Here is a 13,931-nt window from a genome sequence, read left to right as displayed (position 1 = left end):
CCGCCGTGTCCGTGATCGATGCCGTGATGCTGGCCGCGCCCGTGGCCGTGGCGATCCTGCTGGTCGTCTCGCCGCGACGCGGCAGGCGAGTGGGCGTTGTCGCCGTGCCGGTGCTGATCACCGGCCACGCCGTGCTGTGGCTGCTCGAGCCCTATCGGCAGTGGTGGCCGCTGTACCTGCTGCTCGTCGCGATGCTCGTGTTCGTCGCGACCAGCGGCCGGGAAAAGCTGGGACGCATCGGCATCGGAGTGCTCGCCGCGGTCTCGGCGATGGTGTGGCTGGTGCCGCCGGTGCCCGAACTGCCGGAACCGACCGGGCCCTACGCCGTCGGTTCGGAGATCTTCCGCTGGGTGGACCAGGCGCGACCCGAGCCACGCACCGATGCCGACGACCGTCGCAATGTGGTTGTGCAGGCGTGGTATCCGGCCGAGTCCGCCTCCGGGCGGCGCTGGGTCTACCTCGACGGCCAGGACCATCTACCGCCGCAGGTCGCCATGGTTCCGAGCCTGATCATGGGCGCCTACGACCGCATCGATACCCACGCCTACGCCGAGGTTCCGGTGTCGCAGGCACAGCAGCGCTGGCCGGTCGTGCTGTTCTCCCCCGGTTACGGCGCGCCTCGGGCCTTCTACTCCGGGCTGCTCGCCGACCTCGCCAGCCGGGGTTTCATCGTCGTCGCCGTGGACCACCCTTACGAGGCGGCCGTCACAAAGCTCGCCGACGGCACCATCGCCCACACCGTGGAGACCATGCCCGTCGACGATCCGCGCTTCATGGCGGAACGTCAGGAGATCCGCACGGCCGACCTGCGGTTCGTCCTCGACCAGATCAGCGGGGGCACCGACCTCGGCCCACTCACCGACCGGCTCGACCCGACCCGCATCACCGCCATCGGCCACTCCTTCGGCGGCGCGGCGGCCTTGTCCGCCCTCGCCGAGGACCGAAGACTCACCGCCGCCGCCAATCTCGACGGCACCCCCTACGACGACCTGCCCCAGCGCACGATCGACCGACCGGTGCTGATTCTGGAAAGCGACCGCGAGATCACCGGCCACTCGGACCGCTACCTCGACGGCAATGCCGACCTGCTGCGACGGCTGCGCGCACCCTCGTTCCGCTACGAGATCGGCGAGGCCGACCACATCAGTTTCACCGACGCACCGCACTTCGTCTCCGCCCCGGTGCGTTTCGTGGCATCGCTGTTCGTCGGTGGGTCGCGCGGACCCACCGACACCCAGCGCCTCTGCAACGACATCCTCACGCCGTTCCTGCTCGGCAGCCACGCCGAGATCGCCCAGGTGGCCGCGCGCCATCCGGGTGTCACCGCGCGGTAGCCACCCGGTGGTGTTCAGGCGGGCGCAGGCTCGAGCCGCCAACCGGAGGCCCGCTCGCGTTCGTTCCAGAACGCCGCGTACCGGCCGTCGAGCGCCAGCAGTTCCGCGTGCGTGCCCTGTTCGACGATGCGACCGCCGTCGAGGAACAAGATCTGATCGGCGTGGGCGATGGTCGCCAAGCGGTGCGCTACCACGAGAACGGTCTTGTCTCTTGCCAGTTCGTGGATGCCGCGCACCACGACGGCCTCGCTGTGCGGGTCGAGCGCGCTGGTCGCCTCGTCGAGCAGCACGATCGGGGCGTCCTTGAGCAAGGCGCGGGCGATCGACACCCGCTGACGCTCACCGCCCGAGAGCGACGCGCCGCCCTCACCGACCATGGTGTCGAAGCCGTCGGGCAGCCGGTCGACGATCTCGTCGACCCGCGCCGCACGTGCGGCGCGCAGCACCTCGTCCTGGCTCGCGTCGGGCTTGCCGATGCGGATGTTGTCGGCCACCGAGCGGTTGAACAGGTAGACGTTCTGGAAGACCAGGGCGAGCTGATCGAGCAGCGTGTTCGAAGGTTGTTCGCGCACATCGTGTTCGCCCACCGAGACCGCGCCGGAATCCACGTCGTAGAAGCGGGCGGCCAGGCGCAGCAGGGTGGTCTTGCCCGCGCCGCTCGGCCCGACGATCGCGGTGGTCGTGCCCGCCGGGACAGTGAAGGTCAGGTCGCTGAGCACGGGTTCGCCGGGGCGGTAGCCGAAGCTCACCTTGTCGAAGACGACGGCGGGCGCACCGGGCGTGACCGGCTCGGTCGGCATCGGCAGGGTCGGTTCGGCAAGCAGTTCGGTGATGCGGTCGGCGGCCGAAGCGGCCGAGCGCAGCGCGGCGCCGAGTTGGGCGGCCTGGTTCACCGGCTCGATGAACCGCGAACTCACCGCGATCAGGGCGATGGCGGCGGCGGCCGAGATGGCCCCGTCGGTCACCTGCACCACCGCGAGGTAGGCGAGCACGAGGAACACCGCCTGCACGAACAGGGCGAACACGATCAGGCCGGGCACCGTGGCCACCATCATCTTGCGCACCGCGCCACGCTGGCGGACCAGCGCCGCCTCCAGCGCCTTGTTGCCGGTGCCGACCGCGCCGAACGCACGGAGCACCGGTTGCGCCTGTGCGAATTCGACCACCCGCGAATCGGCTTCGGCCGCCGCCTCGTGCAGCCGTGCGTCGGCACCGGTGTAGGCACGGTTGGCGACCGCGTTGACCAGGTACAGCACCGGCGCCGCCAGCAGCATCGCGACACCGATGCGCCAATCGATGAACAACATGCCGAGCGCGACGACCAGCGGAACGATCACACCGGTGAGCACCTTGGTGAGCAGATAGGCGATCAGGCCCTGCATCTCGCGCACCTGCTCGACCATCACCCGCGACAGCGGGCCCGCCTCACGGCCTTCGAACCAGCCGAGCGGCAGTTCGTTGAGCTTGTCGCCCAGACGTGTCTGCAGTCCGCGCTGCATACCGAGGCCGATGCGCAGACCGATGACGGCCTGCAGGTAGCCGAACACCACCACGCCGACCACGGCGGCAGTCATGCCGAGCGCCCACGTCCATGCGCCGCTCAGGTCGTCGGCGAACAGGGCCTCGAGCAACGGGACGAGCAACAGGTACGCGATCGCCTGGCACACGGCCTGCAGCACGATGGCGGCGAGCAGGCGCGGGATCAGCGGCGCGAACTCGCCGGGGACGAGGCGGAAAACCTTGCGGATCATCTTGTTTCCTCCACCAGGGCGAGCGTGCCGAGCGCGGCCTCGTTGATGTCCCACAGGCGCTGATACAGCCCGCCCGTGGAGCGCAGTTCGTCGTGGGTGCCCTGTTCGACGAGAGTTCCGTTGTCCAGCACCAGAATCCGGTCGACACCGGTGATGGTGTGCAGGCGGTGCGCGATGACGAGCACGGTGCGGCCCGCCACCAGCGCGGCGAGTGCGTCCTGCACGGCGGCCTCCGACTCGGGGTCGGCGAAGGCTGTCGCCTCGTCGAGGACGAGGACCGGGGTGTCGGCCAGCAGGGCGCGGGCGATCGAAAGACGTTGTGCCTCACCCCCGGACAGGGTGGCGTCCACACCGATCTTGGAGTCGTACCCGCGTGGCAGCGCGACGATGCGGTCGTGGATCTGGGCAGCGCGGGCGGCTCGTTCGATGGCCGCGTCGTCGGCACCGGGTCGGGCGAGCAGGAGATTCTCGCGGATCGAACCACGGATCAGGCGGACGTCCTGGAACACGAAACCGACCGTGCGATACAGCGCTTCGCTGCTGAACTCGCGGATATCGCGACCGTCGATGGTGATCCGTCCCGCACCGACGTCGTAGAAACGCGGCAGCAGTTTGGCGAGAGTGGATTTGCCCGAACCGCTCGGGCCGACCAGCGCGGTGATGGTGCCCGGCGTCAGTTCCAGATCGATGCCGCGCAGCACGTTGTGCCCTGTGCGGTAACCGAATTCGACACCTTCGAAGCGGACGACACCGCGCTCCACCGGTACTTCACCGGTCGACTCGGCGATCTCGAGTTCCGGCGTCTGGCGCAGTTCGTGCAGCCGCAGCGCCGCCGCGCCACCGGCCCGCAACGCCTGCGACCCGTAACCGAGGCCGAGCAGCGAACTGCCGATACCGAGCCCGACCAGCAGGAACGGCAGCAGGTCGAGCGGTTCCACCCAGCCAGCGCCGATGAACGCCAGCCCGGCGAGCACGACGACGAGCATCACGAACACCGGCGTGACGACGATGTCGGAGGCCGACTGCACCCGGATGATCGGCATCTTCAACCGGTGCGCGGCATTCACCTGACCGTCGACGGCGGCCTGGAACTCGCTGTGCGCCTTGCCCGCCTGACCGAACGCGCGAACCACCTGGATGCCGTCGACGAACTCGATGGTCGCCTCGGCCGTGCGCCGCTCCCAGCGGGTGTAGACGGCGAGCCGGTCGCGACCGTCGCGGTCCATGATCCGGCCGAACAGCACGAAGTAGGCGATCAGCGGGATCAGCAGCACCAGGGTGAGCCGCCAGTCGACGGTGAACAGGTACCCGAGGGTGACCAGCGGAACCACCAGCGCGCCGACGAACTCGAGTCGCGCGTGCGCGACCAGATAGTGCAGTGCCTCCACATCGTCGCGCAGGTAGGTCTTCACCTCGCCGGAGCTGCGCTCACCGAACCAGCCGAGCGGCACCCGGGTGAGTTTGGCCGCGAGCAGGCGGCGCAGGGTGAGCTGGTAACCGGCGTCGGCCGCGTGCGACCAGGTGAGCGCGACGGCCTGCAGCAGCGCCCGCAGGACGAGCACCGCGACGGCCGCGCCGAACAGCCACCACACCCGGTCGGTGTCGACGGGACTCGTGAGCAGCTCCCGGCACGCCTGCACGATCAGCAGGAAAGGGACCACGCTGCACACCGAAGCCACCGCGACGATCAGGCTCGCCGCCGTGAGCATGCCGGCCACCGGGGCCAGGATGTCCTTGCGCGCCTGCGCTTCTCGTTGCTTCTGCGCTTTCGCGGCCGCCTTGGACAGCCGGTTGCCCGACTCCACCCCCGGCGGCGGCGCTACCTGCACCGTCATACGTTCTGCCCTCTCGACCTGTCCACAGCAAGCTCTGCCGATGTAGGTTAGCCTAAGTTGAGTGGTTGTGGCCGGGTGGGGAAGGTTGCGTGAACTGCCAGTCAACCCCGGCGATATCGCGCGAAATCGGGCGTAATTTGCTCCCTACCTTGTTATCCATCGACGCGGTGGGAGTACGAAAATGTTTGTCACGTCAATTATTTCGGCAATTGCGGACTGCCGGACCGACCCCGGGAATATGACACCCGAACAAGCGCATCGGGCCATGCAGATACACCTCGAATGCAGCGTCGACCTGTGCCGGGTGCGGCGGCGTGCGCGCCAGATTCTCGTCGAGGCGAAATTGATGGTTCTGGATCAACGCGCCGGCTGAGGATTGATACCCGAATTTCGGGGCATGCCCCCTTCGTGTTCACTCACCTGCCCTCATCGGCCGCCTGGATACAGCACCAGGCGCGAACCGGTTTCGAAGTGACGTATTTCCGCGACGGTGATCGTGGCGTGCTCGTCGAAGGGTGCGCCACCGGAACCGAGGACGGCGCCGTCTGGGTGATCGACTACCGGCTGCGGCTCGACGGCAGCTGGCATACCCGTTCGGCGCAGATCACCGGACGCTACCCCGACGGCAGGCGCACGCTCACCGTGCAATCCGACGGGCTCGGACGCTGGCAGGTCGACGGCGCCACCGCACCCGAACTGGACGGGTGCCTCGACGTCGACCTCGAGGCATCGGTGTTCACCAACTCGCTCCCGGTGCGCAGGCTGGCACTCGACGTCGGCGACTCCGCCGACGCGCCCGCGGTCTACATCCGCGCCGCCGACCTGAAGACAGTGCGGCTGCCGCAGCACTACCGCCGGGCCACCGACGGCGACGACGGGCCACGCTTCGACTACACCTCGTCGGATTTCGACTACCGCGCCACCCTGTCCTACGACGATGCGGGGTTGATCGTCGACTACCCGGGTCTGGCCCGACGCACGGTCTGAACCGGGGGTCTGTGGCGGGGCCGGGTCGTGCGGCGGCGAGACTGTCGGTATGCGACGCAGGCAGCAGCCGCCGCTGCCCAAGCGGCACGGCCTCGACCCAGCCCGGCTCCGGCTCCCGGAGGACGGGCACTGGGCGACCGTGCGCGACCACCTCGTCGAGCGGTTGCCGCGCGTGGATCCGGCGCGCATCGACGAGATGCTGCGCGCCGGCGAGATCGTCGACCTGGACGGGCCGCTCGCGCCCGACGCGCCGTACGTCGCGGGCGGTGCGGTCTGGTTCCATCGTGACCTGCCCGTGGAGCGGGAGGTGCCGTTCGAGATCGGCATCGTGCACCGCGACGACGACATCCTCGTCGTCGACAAACCGCACTTCCTCGCGACCATTCCGCGCGGTCAGCACATCCTGCAGACCGCGCTGGTCCGGTTGCGGCGCGAACTCGACCTGCCCGACCTGATCCCGGCGCACCGCCTCGACCGGGTGACCGCCGGGCTGATCCTGTTCGTGGTGAATCCGGCCGTGCGCGGGGCGTATCAGACGATGTTCGGGCACCGGACCGTGCGCAAGGAATACGAGGCGATCGCGCCTTACGATCCCGCATTGGAGCTGCCGCGGGTCGTGCGCAGCCGCATCATCAAGGAAAAACATGTGCTCGCCGCGCAGGAAGTGCCCGGCGTGCCCAATGCCGAAACTCAGGTGGAGCTCGTGGAGCACCGCGACGGACTCGGGCGGTACCGATTGCGGCCGCACACCGGGCGCACCCATCAACTGCGGCTGCATATGAACAGCCTCGGTGTGCCGATCCTCGGCGACGATTTCTATCCGGTCGTCACCGACAAATCCGTCGACGACTACACCCGGCCATTGCAATTGCTCGCGGCCACCCTCGAATTCACCGACCCGATCAGTCGGGTGCCCCGGCGCTTCGAATCGCGGCGAACTCTGCAGGCGTGGCACGATTTGCCGGGTTGGTCCGGATCGGCTGTCGAGTAGCTCACGGACCGTTTCCCTTCTGTAATAAATCCGTACACTCGACCGGGTGCCCGTCTCCGCCGATCCCCGACCCGGACTGCACGCCTATATCGATATCGCCGTCGTGGTGGTGGTGCTCGCCGGAACCAATCTGATCGCCCACTTCACCACCGCCTGGGCCAACATCGTCACCGTGCCCGTCGCGGCCTTTCTGCTGCTCGCCCTGATGCGCAAACGCGGGCTCGGCTGGGCCGAACTCGGACTGTCACCCAGGCACTGGCGACGTGGCACGGTATACGCGCTCGGCGCGGTGGGAATCGTGCTCACGGCTGTCGCGATCGGGGCATTGCTGCCGATCACCAGGCCTTTCTTCCTCGCCGACCGGTACGCGACCATCTCCGGCGCACTGATCGCGTCGATGATCGTCATCCCGTTGCAGACCGTGATCCCCGAGGAACTCGCCTTCCGCGGCGTCCTGCACGGCACCCTCGAACGGGTGCTCGGGGTACGCGGCCTGTTCGCGGCGGGCTCACTGCTCTTCGGCCTCTGGCACATCGCCTCCTCCCTCGGTCTCACCGCGAGCAACACCGGCCTGTCCGGCATCGTCGGCGGCGGCCTCGCGGGCCAGATCATCGGCATCACCCTCGCCGTCGCCGCCACCGCCGCCGCGGGCGTCGTCTTCACCTGGCTCCGCCGCCGCAGCGGCAGCCTCCTCGCCCCCATCGCCCTGCACTGGTCCCTCAACGGAGCAGGCGCCCTCGCCGCAGCCCTCGTCTGGCACACCGCGCTGGCCTAGCATCGGTCCGGTGAAACGTGCGCTTGTCGGATTGGTAGTAGCGGTGACCGGTGGGGCGGCCGGGATCGGGCGGGAGATTGCCCGGGAACTGGGTGCCGCGGGGGCCTTGGTGTGTATCGGGGACCTGTCCGGTGACGCGGCCCGGGCAGCGGCGGCCGAGTTGCCGGGGACGGTGCACGGGTGCGAGCTCGATGTGACCTCGGAGCGGTCGTTCCACGACTTCCTCGCCGTCACCGAGGCGCTGCTCGGGCCGGTGGACGTGCTGGTCAACAATGCCGGGGTGATGTGGGTCGGGGCGTTCGACGACGAACCCGACAGTGCCACCGCGCGGATGCTCGCGGTGAATCTGCACGGGGTGATCCGGGGCGTGCGGCTGGCGGCACCCGCCATGCGCGCACGGGGGCGGGGACATATCGTCACCATCGCCTCGGTGGCATCGAAGGTCTCACCCGCCGGGGAGGCGACCTACGCGGCGACCAAACACGGTGTGCTCGGGTACCTGACGGGCGTGCGGGAGGAACTGCGCGGCAGCGGTGTGCGATTGAGCGCGATCATGCCGGGGGTCGTCGACACCGAACTCGCGAAGGGCACGTCCACCGGTGCGGCGCCGCTGTTGCAGCCCGTCGATGTGGCGCGGGCCGTTGTCGAGGTGATCCAGCGGCCACGCTTCGAGGTGACGGTACCGGGATCGCTCGGGCCGATGCTGCGATGGGCCGGAGTGCTTCCCCAGTGGGCCCGGGATCTGATATTGCGGCGAACTGTCCCGAATCAGCTTGCGGCCGTTAGTGGTTCGTCCGCACGGGCCACTTACGAAAAGCGCTTACTCGACGGCGATTCCGGGGTTTGAGGGCTTTCTCCGCGCCATTTTCACACCATGATCGTTGACCCGGGAACGGTCGGCGTTTACGCTCTCTGCAATCACACATATGTTCGATAGTCCATATGTTCGAGTGACGCGGAAGGCGCGAGATGTCCGACGATCGGTCGATCGACCCTGCCGATACCGAGATCACGGCCCTCGCCAAACAGGTCGCCACCGCCAGGGGCAAGCTGCCGCTCCAGCACGACACGGCACTCTACGACGCCCTCTCGGAAGCGGAGATCCGCGCCGAACGCGAACTCGCCGAATGGATTCGGGCCCAGCGCCGCAAACAGCGGCGTCGCGCTGTCGCCGACGAACTCGCCGCCGACAAACGTGACCGTCGCACCGGCGCTTTGATCCGGCGTACCGACGAAGCCGACGCCCGCTGGCACCGCAAAGCACTGGCCGCGCGCCGCCGCGTATCGAGTGCCGACGCGCGGCTCGCTCAGCTCTACCGGCGCGCCGAGTGGTCGTCACGCGCACTGATCGGTGTGGTGCTGCTCGGCATGGTGTGGGCCGGGGTGAATGTGCAGCACAACCTCGTGCCGAGCGGGGACATGAGCGACCCGCTGTACTGGCTCAGTTTCGGCATCGAAGCGATGATCTCCATCCCGATCATCGTCATCATGATCGCCGCGACCACCGCCGCCCGCTGGGGACGTGAACTCGAACGCGGCAAGGTCATCGTGTTCGAACTCGCCCTCCTCGGCACCACCGTCGCCCTCAACGCCGGACCCCACCTGGCCTCCGGCGCGTGGGGGCGGGCAGCCGAGTTCTCCATCGCGCCCGTGATGGTCGGTGTCGTGATCTGGTTGCACGCCTGGGTCTCGGCGCGGTACGCGATGTTGATCGAGGGGGCTTCGGTCGAGCTGCCGGGGAGCTACTCCCCCTCCGAACGAGTGGATTCTGCTGTCGCTCAGCCGGACCCGCTGCCGACGATCGACAATGGCGCGCGCTTGTCCGCCGTCGACACGGCGACGCTCACCGACGCGGTCTCCGACCACGTCGGGCCGGCAGCTGATTCCGTCCGTGCTGAGTCGGTCGCGACGGTTGTCGGTGAGGATTCCGTTCACGCGGTCCGCGCCCAACACGGTGTCGGCGCCTCCCTCGATACTCGGGCCGGCGACAGCGCACGGGTCAACCACCATGCCCTGCAGGCCGACCGCGCCACACACAGCAATGAGACCGGGCAGGTCGATAACGCCAACCTCGACAGCAACGCCGGTCTGGACAACGAAGCCGCTATCGGCGGCGACTTCGCACGCGGCGGCAATACCGGGAACGACGCCACACCCGATATCGAAGTTCCGCGTAGCGATGAGGACGATCTGGTCGCCGGATCTGACGACGCCGCGCTGGGCGAGCGCCCGAACCCCAAGCGCCCGCACATCACCCGCCGCCCCTCCGCCGAAAAGTCGGCCGCCCCAGGCACTCTCGAACTCATCCACCGGGCCGCGGCCGACCACCGCCGCAACGGCCACGCCGACACCAACGGCGCCACTCCCTCGTTGCGGCGAATACCCGTCACCGCCGCCGCCCAGCCCACCCCCGGCGAAGCGACCGGCACCGACCCCGTTCTCGAGGCGACGGCGCACGCCGGCACCGTCGCCCGTGACCACAACGGCGATACGTCTGCCCCCACTCCGGTGGTAGCGCAACACAATTCACCGGCCACCGCCGACGAGCCCGAACAGCTCACCTTCGCCACGGAACCCGCCGAGCAACTGCTGCTGGAGCCCGAACCCGCCCGGGTCGCCAAGCCCGTCGCACCGGTCACCGCAGTCACCGAGCCGATCGCGTCGGCCACCGCAGTCACCGAGCCCACGGCACCGGCCACCCCAGTCACCGAGACCGTCGCGCCGGCCACCCCGTCTACCCGCAAATCCGAGTCGATCGCACGGGTCGAACCGTCGGCCCGAACATCTGAGCCGGTCGCACCGACCGAGACGTCCGCCGAAGAACCCGAGCCCACTGCGCCGGTCGCACTGCCAACGGACACCTCAGATGCCGACGAACCGCTCACCGCGCAGGAATCCGCCCCAGAGGACGACCTCCTCGAAGACCACCCTGTCGACGAGTTCGACTACGACGACACCGAGGTCCGCGCCCTCGCCCGCCGCATCGCCAACCACAGCCCCCTGCGCCTGACCCTCGAACAAATCGAGGAAATCCTCGAACTCACCGACCAGTCCTGGTCAGCCCGCAGCATCGGCGCCGAGGTAGGCGTCCCCGGCAAAACCGTCACCAACGTCGTCGAATTCGCCCGAAAGATCCGCCACCCCTACGCCTTCACCGGCTGAGTTACCCGATCCCGTCGGACCACGACTCCAAGCTCTGCGCTATCTCGGCAACCTCGGCATCGCCGGTCGCGATACGGTTCATCAACTCCTCCTGCTCGTCAGGGAGGGGACGAACACGGTATCCGTTCAATCGGAGCATCGCGACAGATGCGACGAACGCAGTGCGTTTGTCGCCGTCGATCAGCGCGTGATTCCGGGCGATCGAATGCAGCAGAGCCGCTGCCTTGAGGAACAGCCCGGGATAGGCTTCCTGGCCGAAGACAGTCGCCTTCGGACGCTCGACAGCACCTGCCAGCAGGCCGATATCGCGAACCGCGTGCGGCGTCTTGTTCACCGCACGGGCAATGGCAACGACCTCAGCGAGATCGAGGTAGATCACGCAAGCCGTCGCATCAGCTCGGCGTGCTCGTCCATGATCGAGTCGATCAAAGACCCGAATGCCTCCGCCTGCCGAGTCACATACATGTGAACAGCCTCTTGAGCCAGGTCCTGTTTGCTTCGTCCGAGGCGTTCGGCCAACTCGGTCAACCGCCGGTCGTCGTCCCCGTTGAGACGCAGTGTCATCGCCATGATCCGATGGTATCAGCCAGGTATCACTCGACCAACGCCACGACGAAGGCCCGCTTCCCCAGAGGGAAACGGGCCTTCGTGGCAACGATCTCGATGGATCGAGGAGGGACCTTACTTGGCCTTCTCCAGGACCTCGACCAGACGCCAGCGCTTGGTGGCCGACAGCGGACGGGTCTCCATCAGCTGAACGCGGTCGCCGACACCGGCGATCTCGTTCTCGTCATGCGCCTTCACCTTGGAGGTGGTGCGAATGATCTTGCCGTAGAGCGGGTGCCGGTGACGGTCTTCCAGCTCCACGACGATCGTCTTGTTCATCTTGTCCGAGACGACGTAGCCGCTACGAACCTTGCGGCTGCCGCGCTCTTCCTTCTTCTCGCTCATGCCGCATCTCCCTTGCCCGCGGGCGCCGTGGCCAGGCCGAGCTCGCGCTCACGCATGACCGTGTAAATGCGCGCGATCTCGTGGCGGACGACGCGCAGACGACGGTTGTTGTCGAGCTGACCCGTCGCCATCTGGAAGCGCAGGTTGAACAGCTCTTCCTTCGACTCGCGCAGTTTGGCCACGAGCTCTTCTTCGTTGAGCTCGCGGAGCTCTGCGGCCGGTGTTCCGGTAGCCATCAGAACTGCTCCTCCCTGGTCACGATCCTGCACTTCATGGGGAGCTTGTGCATCGCGCGGCGCAGGGCCTCGCGAGCGGTCTCCTCGTTGGGGTAAGACATCTCGAACATGACCCGACCGGGCTTCACGTTCGCGACCCACCACTCCGGCGAACCCTTACCGGAACCCATGCGGGTCTCGGCAGGCTTCTTGGTGAGCGGGCGGTCGGGGTAGATGTTGATCCAGATCTTGCCGCCACGCTTGATGTGGCGGGTCATCGCGATACGCGCCGACTCGATCTGACGGTTGGTGACGTAGGCAGGCTCGAGAGCCTGGATGCCGTAGTCACCGAACGCCACCGCGGTGCCGCCCTTGGACATGCCGGAGCGACTGGGGTGGTGCTGCTTGCGGTGCTTGACCCTACGGGGCATCAGCATGCGTCAGCCCTCCTGACTCTCTGCCGGAGCCTCCGCCACTGCGGTGGCGGCGCGCCCGACCTCGGTGCTGGTCGCGGTGGTGCCGGTGGCGCCGGACCGACGCGGGCGGCTCGGACGCTCGCGACGCGGGCGCTCCGGAGCAGTAGCGGCGGCGGTCAGTTCACGACGACCACCGACGATGTCACCCTTGTAGATCCAGACCTTCACGCCGATGCGACCGAAGGTGGTCTTGGCCTCGTAGAGGCCGTAGTCGATGTCCGCGCGCAGCGTGTGCAGCGGGACGCGACCCTCACGGTAGAACTCCGAGCGCGACATTTCGGCGCCACCGAGGCGGCCCGAGCACTGCACACGGATGCCCTTGACGTTCGGCGAACGCATGGCCGACTGAATGGCCTTACGCATCGCGCGACGGAACGCCACACGGTTGGACAGCTGCTCGGCGACACCCTGAGCAACCAGCTGCGCATCCGATTCGGGGTTCTTGACCTCGAGGATGTTCAGCTGAACCTGCTTCTTGGTGAGCTTCTCCAGCTCGGCGCGGATGCGGTCGGCCTCCGCGCCACGGCGACCGATCACGATGCCGGGACGCGCGGTGTGGATATCCACACGGACGCGATCACGGGTGCGCTCGATCTCGACCTTCGAGATGCCGGCCCGCTCCATGCCAGTGGCGAGGAGCTTGCGGATCTGAACGTCTTCCTTCACGTATTCCGCGTACTGCTTGTCCGCGTACCAACGCGACTTCCAGTCGGTGGTGATACCGAGGCGGAAGCCATGGGGGTTGATTTTCTGTCCCATTTACTTTGCCCCTCCCTTCCGGCGGCTACGAGTGGCAGCGCCGGCAGTGGGCACGCTCTCGACCTCGATGGTGATGTGGCTGGTGCGCTTGCGAATCCGGAACGCGCGGCCCTGGGCCCGCGGCTGGAAACGCTTCATGGTGGCACCCTCGTCGACGAACGCGGTCGAGATGACCAGGGTGGCCGGGTTGAGGCCGAGGTTGTTCTCGGCGTTCGCCGCGGCCGAGGCCACGACCTTGGCGACCGGCTCGCTCGCGGCCTGAGGCGCGAACTTCAGGATCGCCAGGGCGTCCTCGACGCGCTGGCCGCGGACCATGTCCACGACGCGACGCGCCTTCATCGGGGTGACCCGCACGTGCTTAGCGGTAGCGCGGGCAGTCGGGTTCTGAACAGTTTCTGTCATCGCCGCTTGCTCTTCCGGTCGTCCTTGACGTGGCTCTTGAACGTCCTGGTCGGCGCGAACTCACCGAGCTTGTGGCCGACCATGTTGTCCGAGACGAACACCGGGACGTGCTTGCGACCGTCGTGGACGGCGAAAGTGTGACCGATGAAATCGGGGATGATGGTCGAGCGACGCGACCAGGTCTTGATGACCTGCTTGGTGCCTTTTTCGTTCTGGACGTCCACCTTCTTCAGGAGGTGGTCGTCGACGAACGGGCCCTTCTTGAGGCTGCGTGGCATTTCTTACCTCCTCCT

At 67.7% G+C, this 13,931-nt stretch carries 17 protein-coding genes; 7 read left to right on the top strand and 10 right to left on the bottom strand.

Features of this window, described 5'->3' with window-relative positions; genetic code table 11:
* Positions 1 to 5: 5 nt before the first annotated feature.
* A complete protein-coding gene (locus AB0I35_RS09055) occupies positions 6 to 1,334 on the top strand; it encodes a hypothetical protein (protein WP_357395258.1) in 1,329 nt (442 codons plus the stop codon).
* Positions 1,335 to 1,348: 14 nt separating this feature from the next.
* On the opposite strand, the gene AB0I35_RS09050 is transcribed toward AB0I35_RS09055, so the two are convergent.
* Positions 1,349 to 3,085, bottom strand: a complete 1,737-nt coding sequence (locus tag AB0I35_RS09050) for an ABC transporter ATP-binding protein (protein WP_357395257.1) — start codon at positions 3,083 to 3,085, stop codon at positions 1,349 to 1,351.
* The gene (locus AB0I35_RS09045; protein WP_357395256.1) at positions 3,082 to 4,920 is read right to left on the bottom strand and encodes an ABC transporter ATP-binding protein; all 1,839 of its coding nucleotides are present in this window, start codon (positions 4,918 to 4,920) and stop codon (positions 3,082 to 3,084) included. The genes AB0I35_RS09050 and AB0I35_RS09045 overlap by 4 nt, the downstream gene beginning before the upstream one ends.
* 181 nt (positions 4,921 to 5,101) lie before the next feature.
* Between AB0I35_RS09045 and AB0I35_RS09040 the strand changes: the two genes are divergently transcribed.
* The 6 genes from AB0I35_RS09040 (at position 5,102) to AB0I35_RS09015 (ending at position 10,835) form a co-directional block, all read left to right on the top strand.
* On the top strand, positions 5,102 to 5,293 hold the full coding sequence (locus AB0I35_RS09040; RefSeq protein WP_067491136.1) for a hypothetical protein: 192 nt from the start codon (positions 5,102 to 5,104) through the stop codon (positions 5,291 to 5,293).
* Between the two features lie 35 nt (positions 5,294 to 5,328).
* Positions 5,329 to 5,907 (top strand): putative glycolipid-binding domain-containing protein, encoded by a 579-nt coding sequence (locus tag AB0I35_RS09035; RefSeq protein WP_357395255.1) that lies wholly within the window; start codon positions 5,329 to 5,331, stop codon positions 5,905 to 5,907.
* A 49-nt stretch (positions 5,908 to 5,956) separates the two neighbouring features.
* Entirely contained in the window at positions 5,957 to 6,898 is a 942-nt protein-coding gene (locus tag AB0I35_RS09030; RefSeq protein ID WP_357395254.1) for an RluA family pseudouridine synthase, read from the top strand.
* Between the two features lie 46 nt (positions 6,899 to 6,944).
* On the top strand, positions 6,945 to 7,673 hold the full coding sequence (locus AB0I35_RS09025; RefSeq protein WP_357395253.1) for a CPBP family intramembrane glutamic endopeptidase: 729 nt from the start codon (positions 6,945 to 6,947) through the stop codon (positions 7,671 to 7,673).
* A gap of 10 nt (positions 7,674 to 7,683) precedes the next feature.
* Positions 7,684 to 8,520 carry an SDR family oxidoreductase gene (locus AB0I35_RS09020; RefSeq protein ID WP_357395252.1) on the top strand — a complete coding sequence of 279 codons (837 nt, stop codon included), beginning with the start codon at positions 7,684 to 7,686 and terminating at the stop codon, positions 8,518 to 8,520.
* A gap of 122 nt (positions 8,521 to 8,642) precedes the next feature.
* Positions 8,643 to 10,835 carry a hypothetical protein gene (locus AB0I35_RS09015; RefSeq protein ID WP_357395251.1) on the top strand — a complete coding sequence of 731 codons (2,193 nt, stop codon included), beginning with the start codon at positions 8,643 to 8,645 and terminating at the stop codon, positions 10,833 to 10,835.
* 1 nt (position 10,836) lies between these two features.
* Here AB0I35_RS09015 and AB0I35_RS09010 read toward each other — a convergent pair whose 3' ends face one another.
* The 8 genes from AB0I35_RS09010 to rpsS form a co-directional block, all read right to left on the bottom strand.
* Positions 10,837 to 11,214 (bottom strand): type II toxin-antitoxin system death-on-curing family toxin, encoded by a 378-nt coding sequence (locus AB0I35_RS09010; protein WP_357395250.1) that lies wholly within the window; start codon positions 11,212 to 11,214, stop codon positions 10,837 to 10,839.
* On the bottom strand, positions 11,211 to 11,405 hold the full coding sequence (locus tag AB0I35_RS09005; protein ID WP_357395249.1) for a ribbon-helix-helix protein, CopG family: 195 nt from the start codon (positions 11,403 to 11,405) through the stop codon (positions 11,211 to 11,213). The genes AB0I35_RS09010 and AB0I35_RS09005 overlap by 4 nt, the downstream gene beginning before the upstream one ends.
* Positions 11,406 to 11,516: 111 nt before the next feature.
* Positions 11,517 to 11,786, bottom strand: a complete 270-nt coding sequence (rpsQ, locus tag AB0I35_RS09000) for a 30S ribosomal protein S17 (RefSeq protein ID WP_067491145.1) — start codon at positions 11,784 to 11,786, stop codon at positions 11,517 to 11,519.
* Positions 11,783 to 12,022, bottom strand: a complete 240-nt coding sequence (rpmC, locus tag AB0I35_RS08995; protein ID WP_019045024.1) for a 50S ribosomal protein L29 — start codon at positions 12,020 to 12,022, stop codon at positions 11,783 to 11,785. Before rpmC ends, rpsQ begins: the two co-directional genes overlap by 4 nt.
* The gene (gene rplP, locus AB0I35_RS08990; RefSeq protein ID WP_067491147.1) at positions 12,022 to 12,438 is read right to left on the bottom strand and encodes a 50S ribosomal protein L16; all 417 of its coding nucleotides are present in this window, start codon (positions 12,436 to 12,438) and stop codon (positions 12,022 to 12,024) included. Before rplP ends, rpmC begins: the two co-directional genes overlap by 1 nt.
* A 3-nt stretch (positions 12,439 to 12,441) precedes the next feature.
* Positions 12,442 to 13,236, bottom strand: a complete 795-nt coding sequence (rpsC, locus tag AB0I35_RS08985) for a 30S ribosomal protein S3 (RefSeq protein WP_357395248.1) — start codon at positions 13,234 to 13,236, stop codon at positions 12,442 to 12,444.
* The gene (rplV, locus tag AB0I35_RS08980; protein ID WP_357395247.1) at positions 13,237 to 13,638 is read right to left on the bottom strand and encodes a 50S ribosomal protein L22; all 402 of its coding nucleotides are present in this window, start codon (positions 13,636 to 13,638) and stop codon (positions 13,237 to 13,239) included.
* Positions 13,635 to 13,916: a 30S ribosomal protein S19 gene (gene rpsS / locus AB0I35_RS08975; protein WP_067491151.1), complete on the bottom strand. Its 282-nt coding sequence runs from the start codon at positions 13,914 to 13,916 to the stop codon at positions 13,635 to 13,637. The genes rplV and rpsS overlap by 4 nt, the downstream gene beginning before the upstream one ends.
* Between the last annotated feature and the right edge of the window lie 15 nt (positions 13,917 to 13,931).

The sequence above is a fragment of the Nocardia sp. NPDC050378 genome (assembly GCF_040655675.1).
GTDB lineage: Bacteria > Actinomycetota > Actinomycetes > Mycobacteriales > Mycobacteriaceae > Nocardia > Nocardia coubleae.
The sequence above is the reverse complement of the archived record's forward strand: the minus strand, read 5'-3'. Positions and strand labels throughout refer to the sequence as shown.

What these genes read in the sequence shown, in the direction of transcription:
- AB0I35_RS09050 (WP_357395257.1), bottom strand. Translation starts at nt 3,085, where the DNA reads ATGATCCGCAAGGTTTTCCGCCTCGTCCCCGGCGAGTTCGCGCCGCTG.
- AB0I35_RS09045 (WP_357395256.1), bottom strand. Translation starts at nt 4,920, where the DNA reads ATGACGGTGCAGGTAGCGCCGCCGCCGGGGGTGGAGTCGGGCAACCGG.
- AB0I35_RS09040 (WP_067491136.1), top strand. Translation starts at nt 5,102, where the DNA reads ATGTTTGTCACGTCAATTATTTCGGCAATTGCGGACTGCCGGACCGAC.
- AB0I35_RS09030 (WP_357395254.1), top strand. Translation starts at nt 5,957, where the DNA reads ATGCGACGCAGGCAGCAGCCGCCGCTGCCCAAGCGGCACGGCCTCGAC.
- AB0I35_RS09015 (WP_357395251.1), top strand. Translation starts at nt 8,643, where the DNA reads ATGTCCGACGATCGGTCGATCGACCCTGCCGATACCGAGATCACGGCC.
- AB0I35_RS09005 (WP_357395249.1), bottom strand. Translation starts at nt 11,405, where the DNA reads ATGGCGATGACACTGCGTCTCAACGGGGACGACGACCGGCGGTTGACC.
- rpsQ (WP_067491145.1), bottom strand. Translation starts at nt 11,786, where the DNA reads ATGAGCGAGAAGAAGGAAGAGCGCGGCAGCCGCAAGGTTCGTAGCGGC.
- rpmC (WP_019045024.1), bottom strand. Translation starts at nt 12,022, where the DNA reads ATGGCTACCGGAACACCGGCCGCAGAGCTCCGCGAGCTCAACGAAGAA.
- rplP (WP_067491147.1), bottom strand. Translation starts at nt 12,438, where the DNA reads ATGCTGATGCCCCGTAGGGTCAAGCACCGCAAGCAGCACCACCCCAGT.
- rpsC (WP_357395248.1), bottom strand. Translation starts at nt 13,236, where the DNA reads ATGGGACAGAAAATCAACCCCCATGGCTTCCGCCTCGGTATCACCACC.
- rplV (WP_357395247.1), bottom strand. Translation starts at nt 13,638, where the DNA reads ATGACAGAAACTGTTCAGAACCCGACTGCCCGCGCTACCGCTAAGCAC.
- rpsS (WP_067491151.1), bottom strand. Translation starts at nt 13,916, where the DNA reads ATGCCACGCAGCCTCAAGAAGGGCCCGTTCGTCGACGACCACCTCCTG.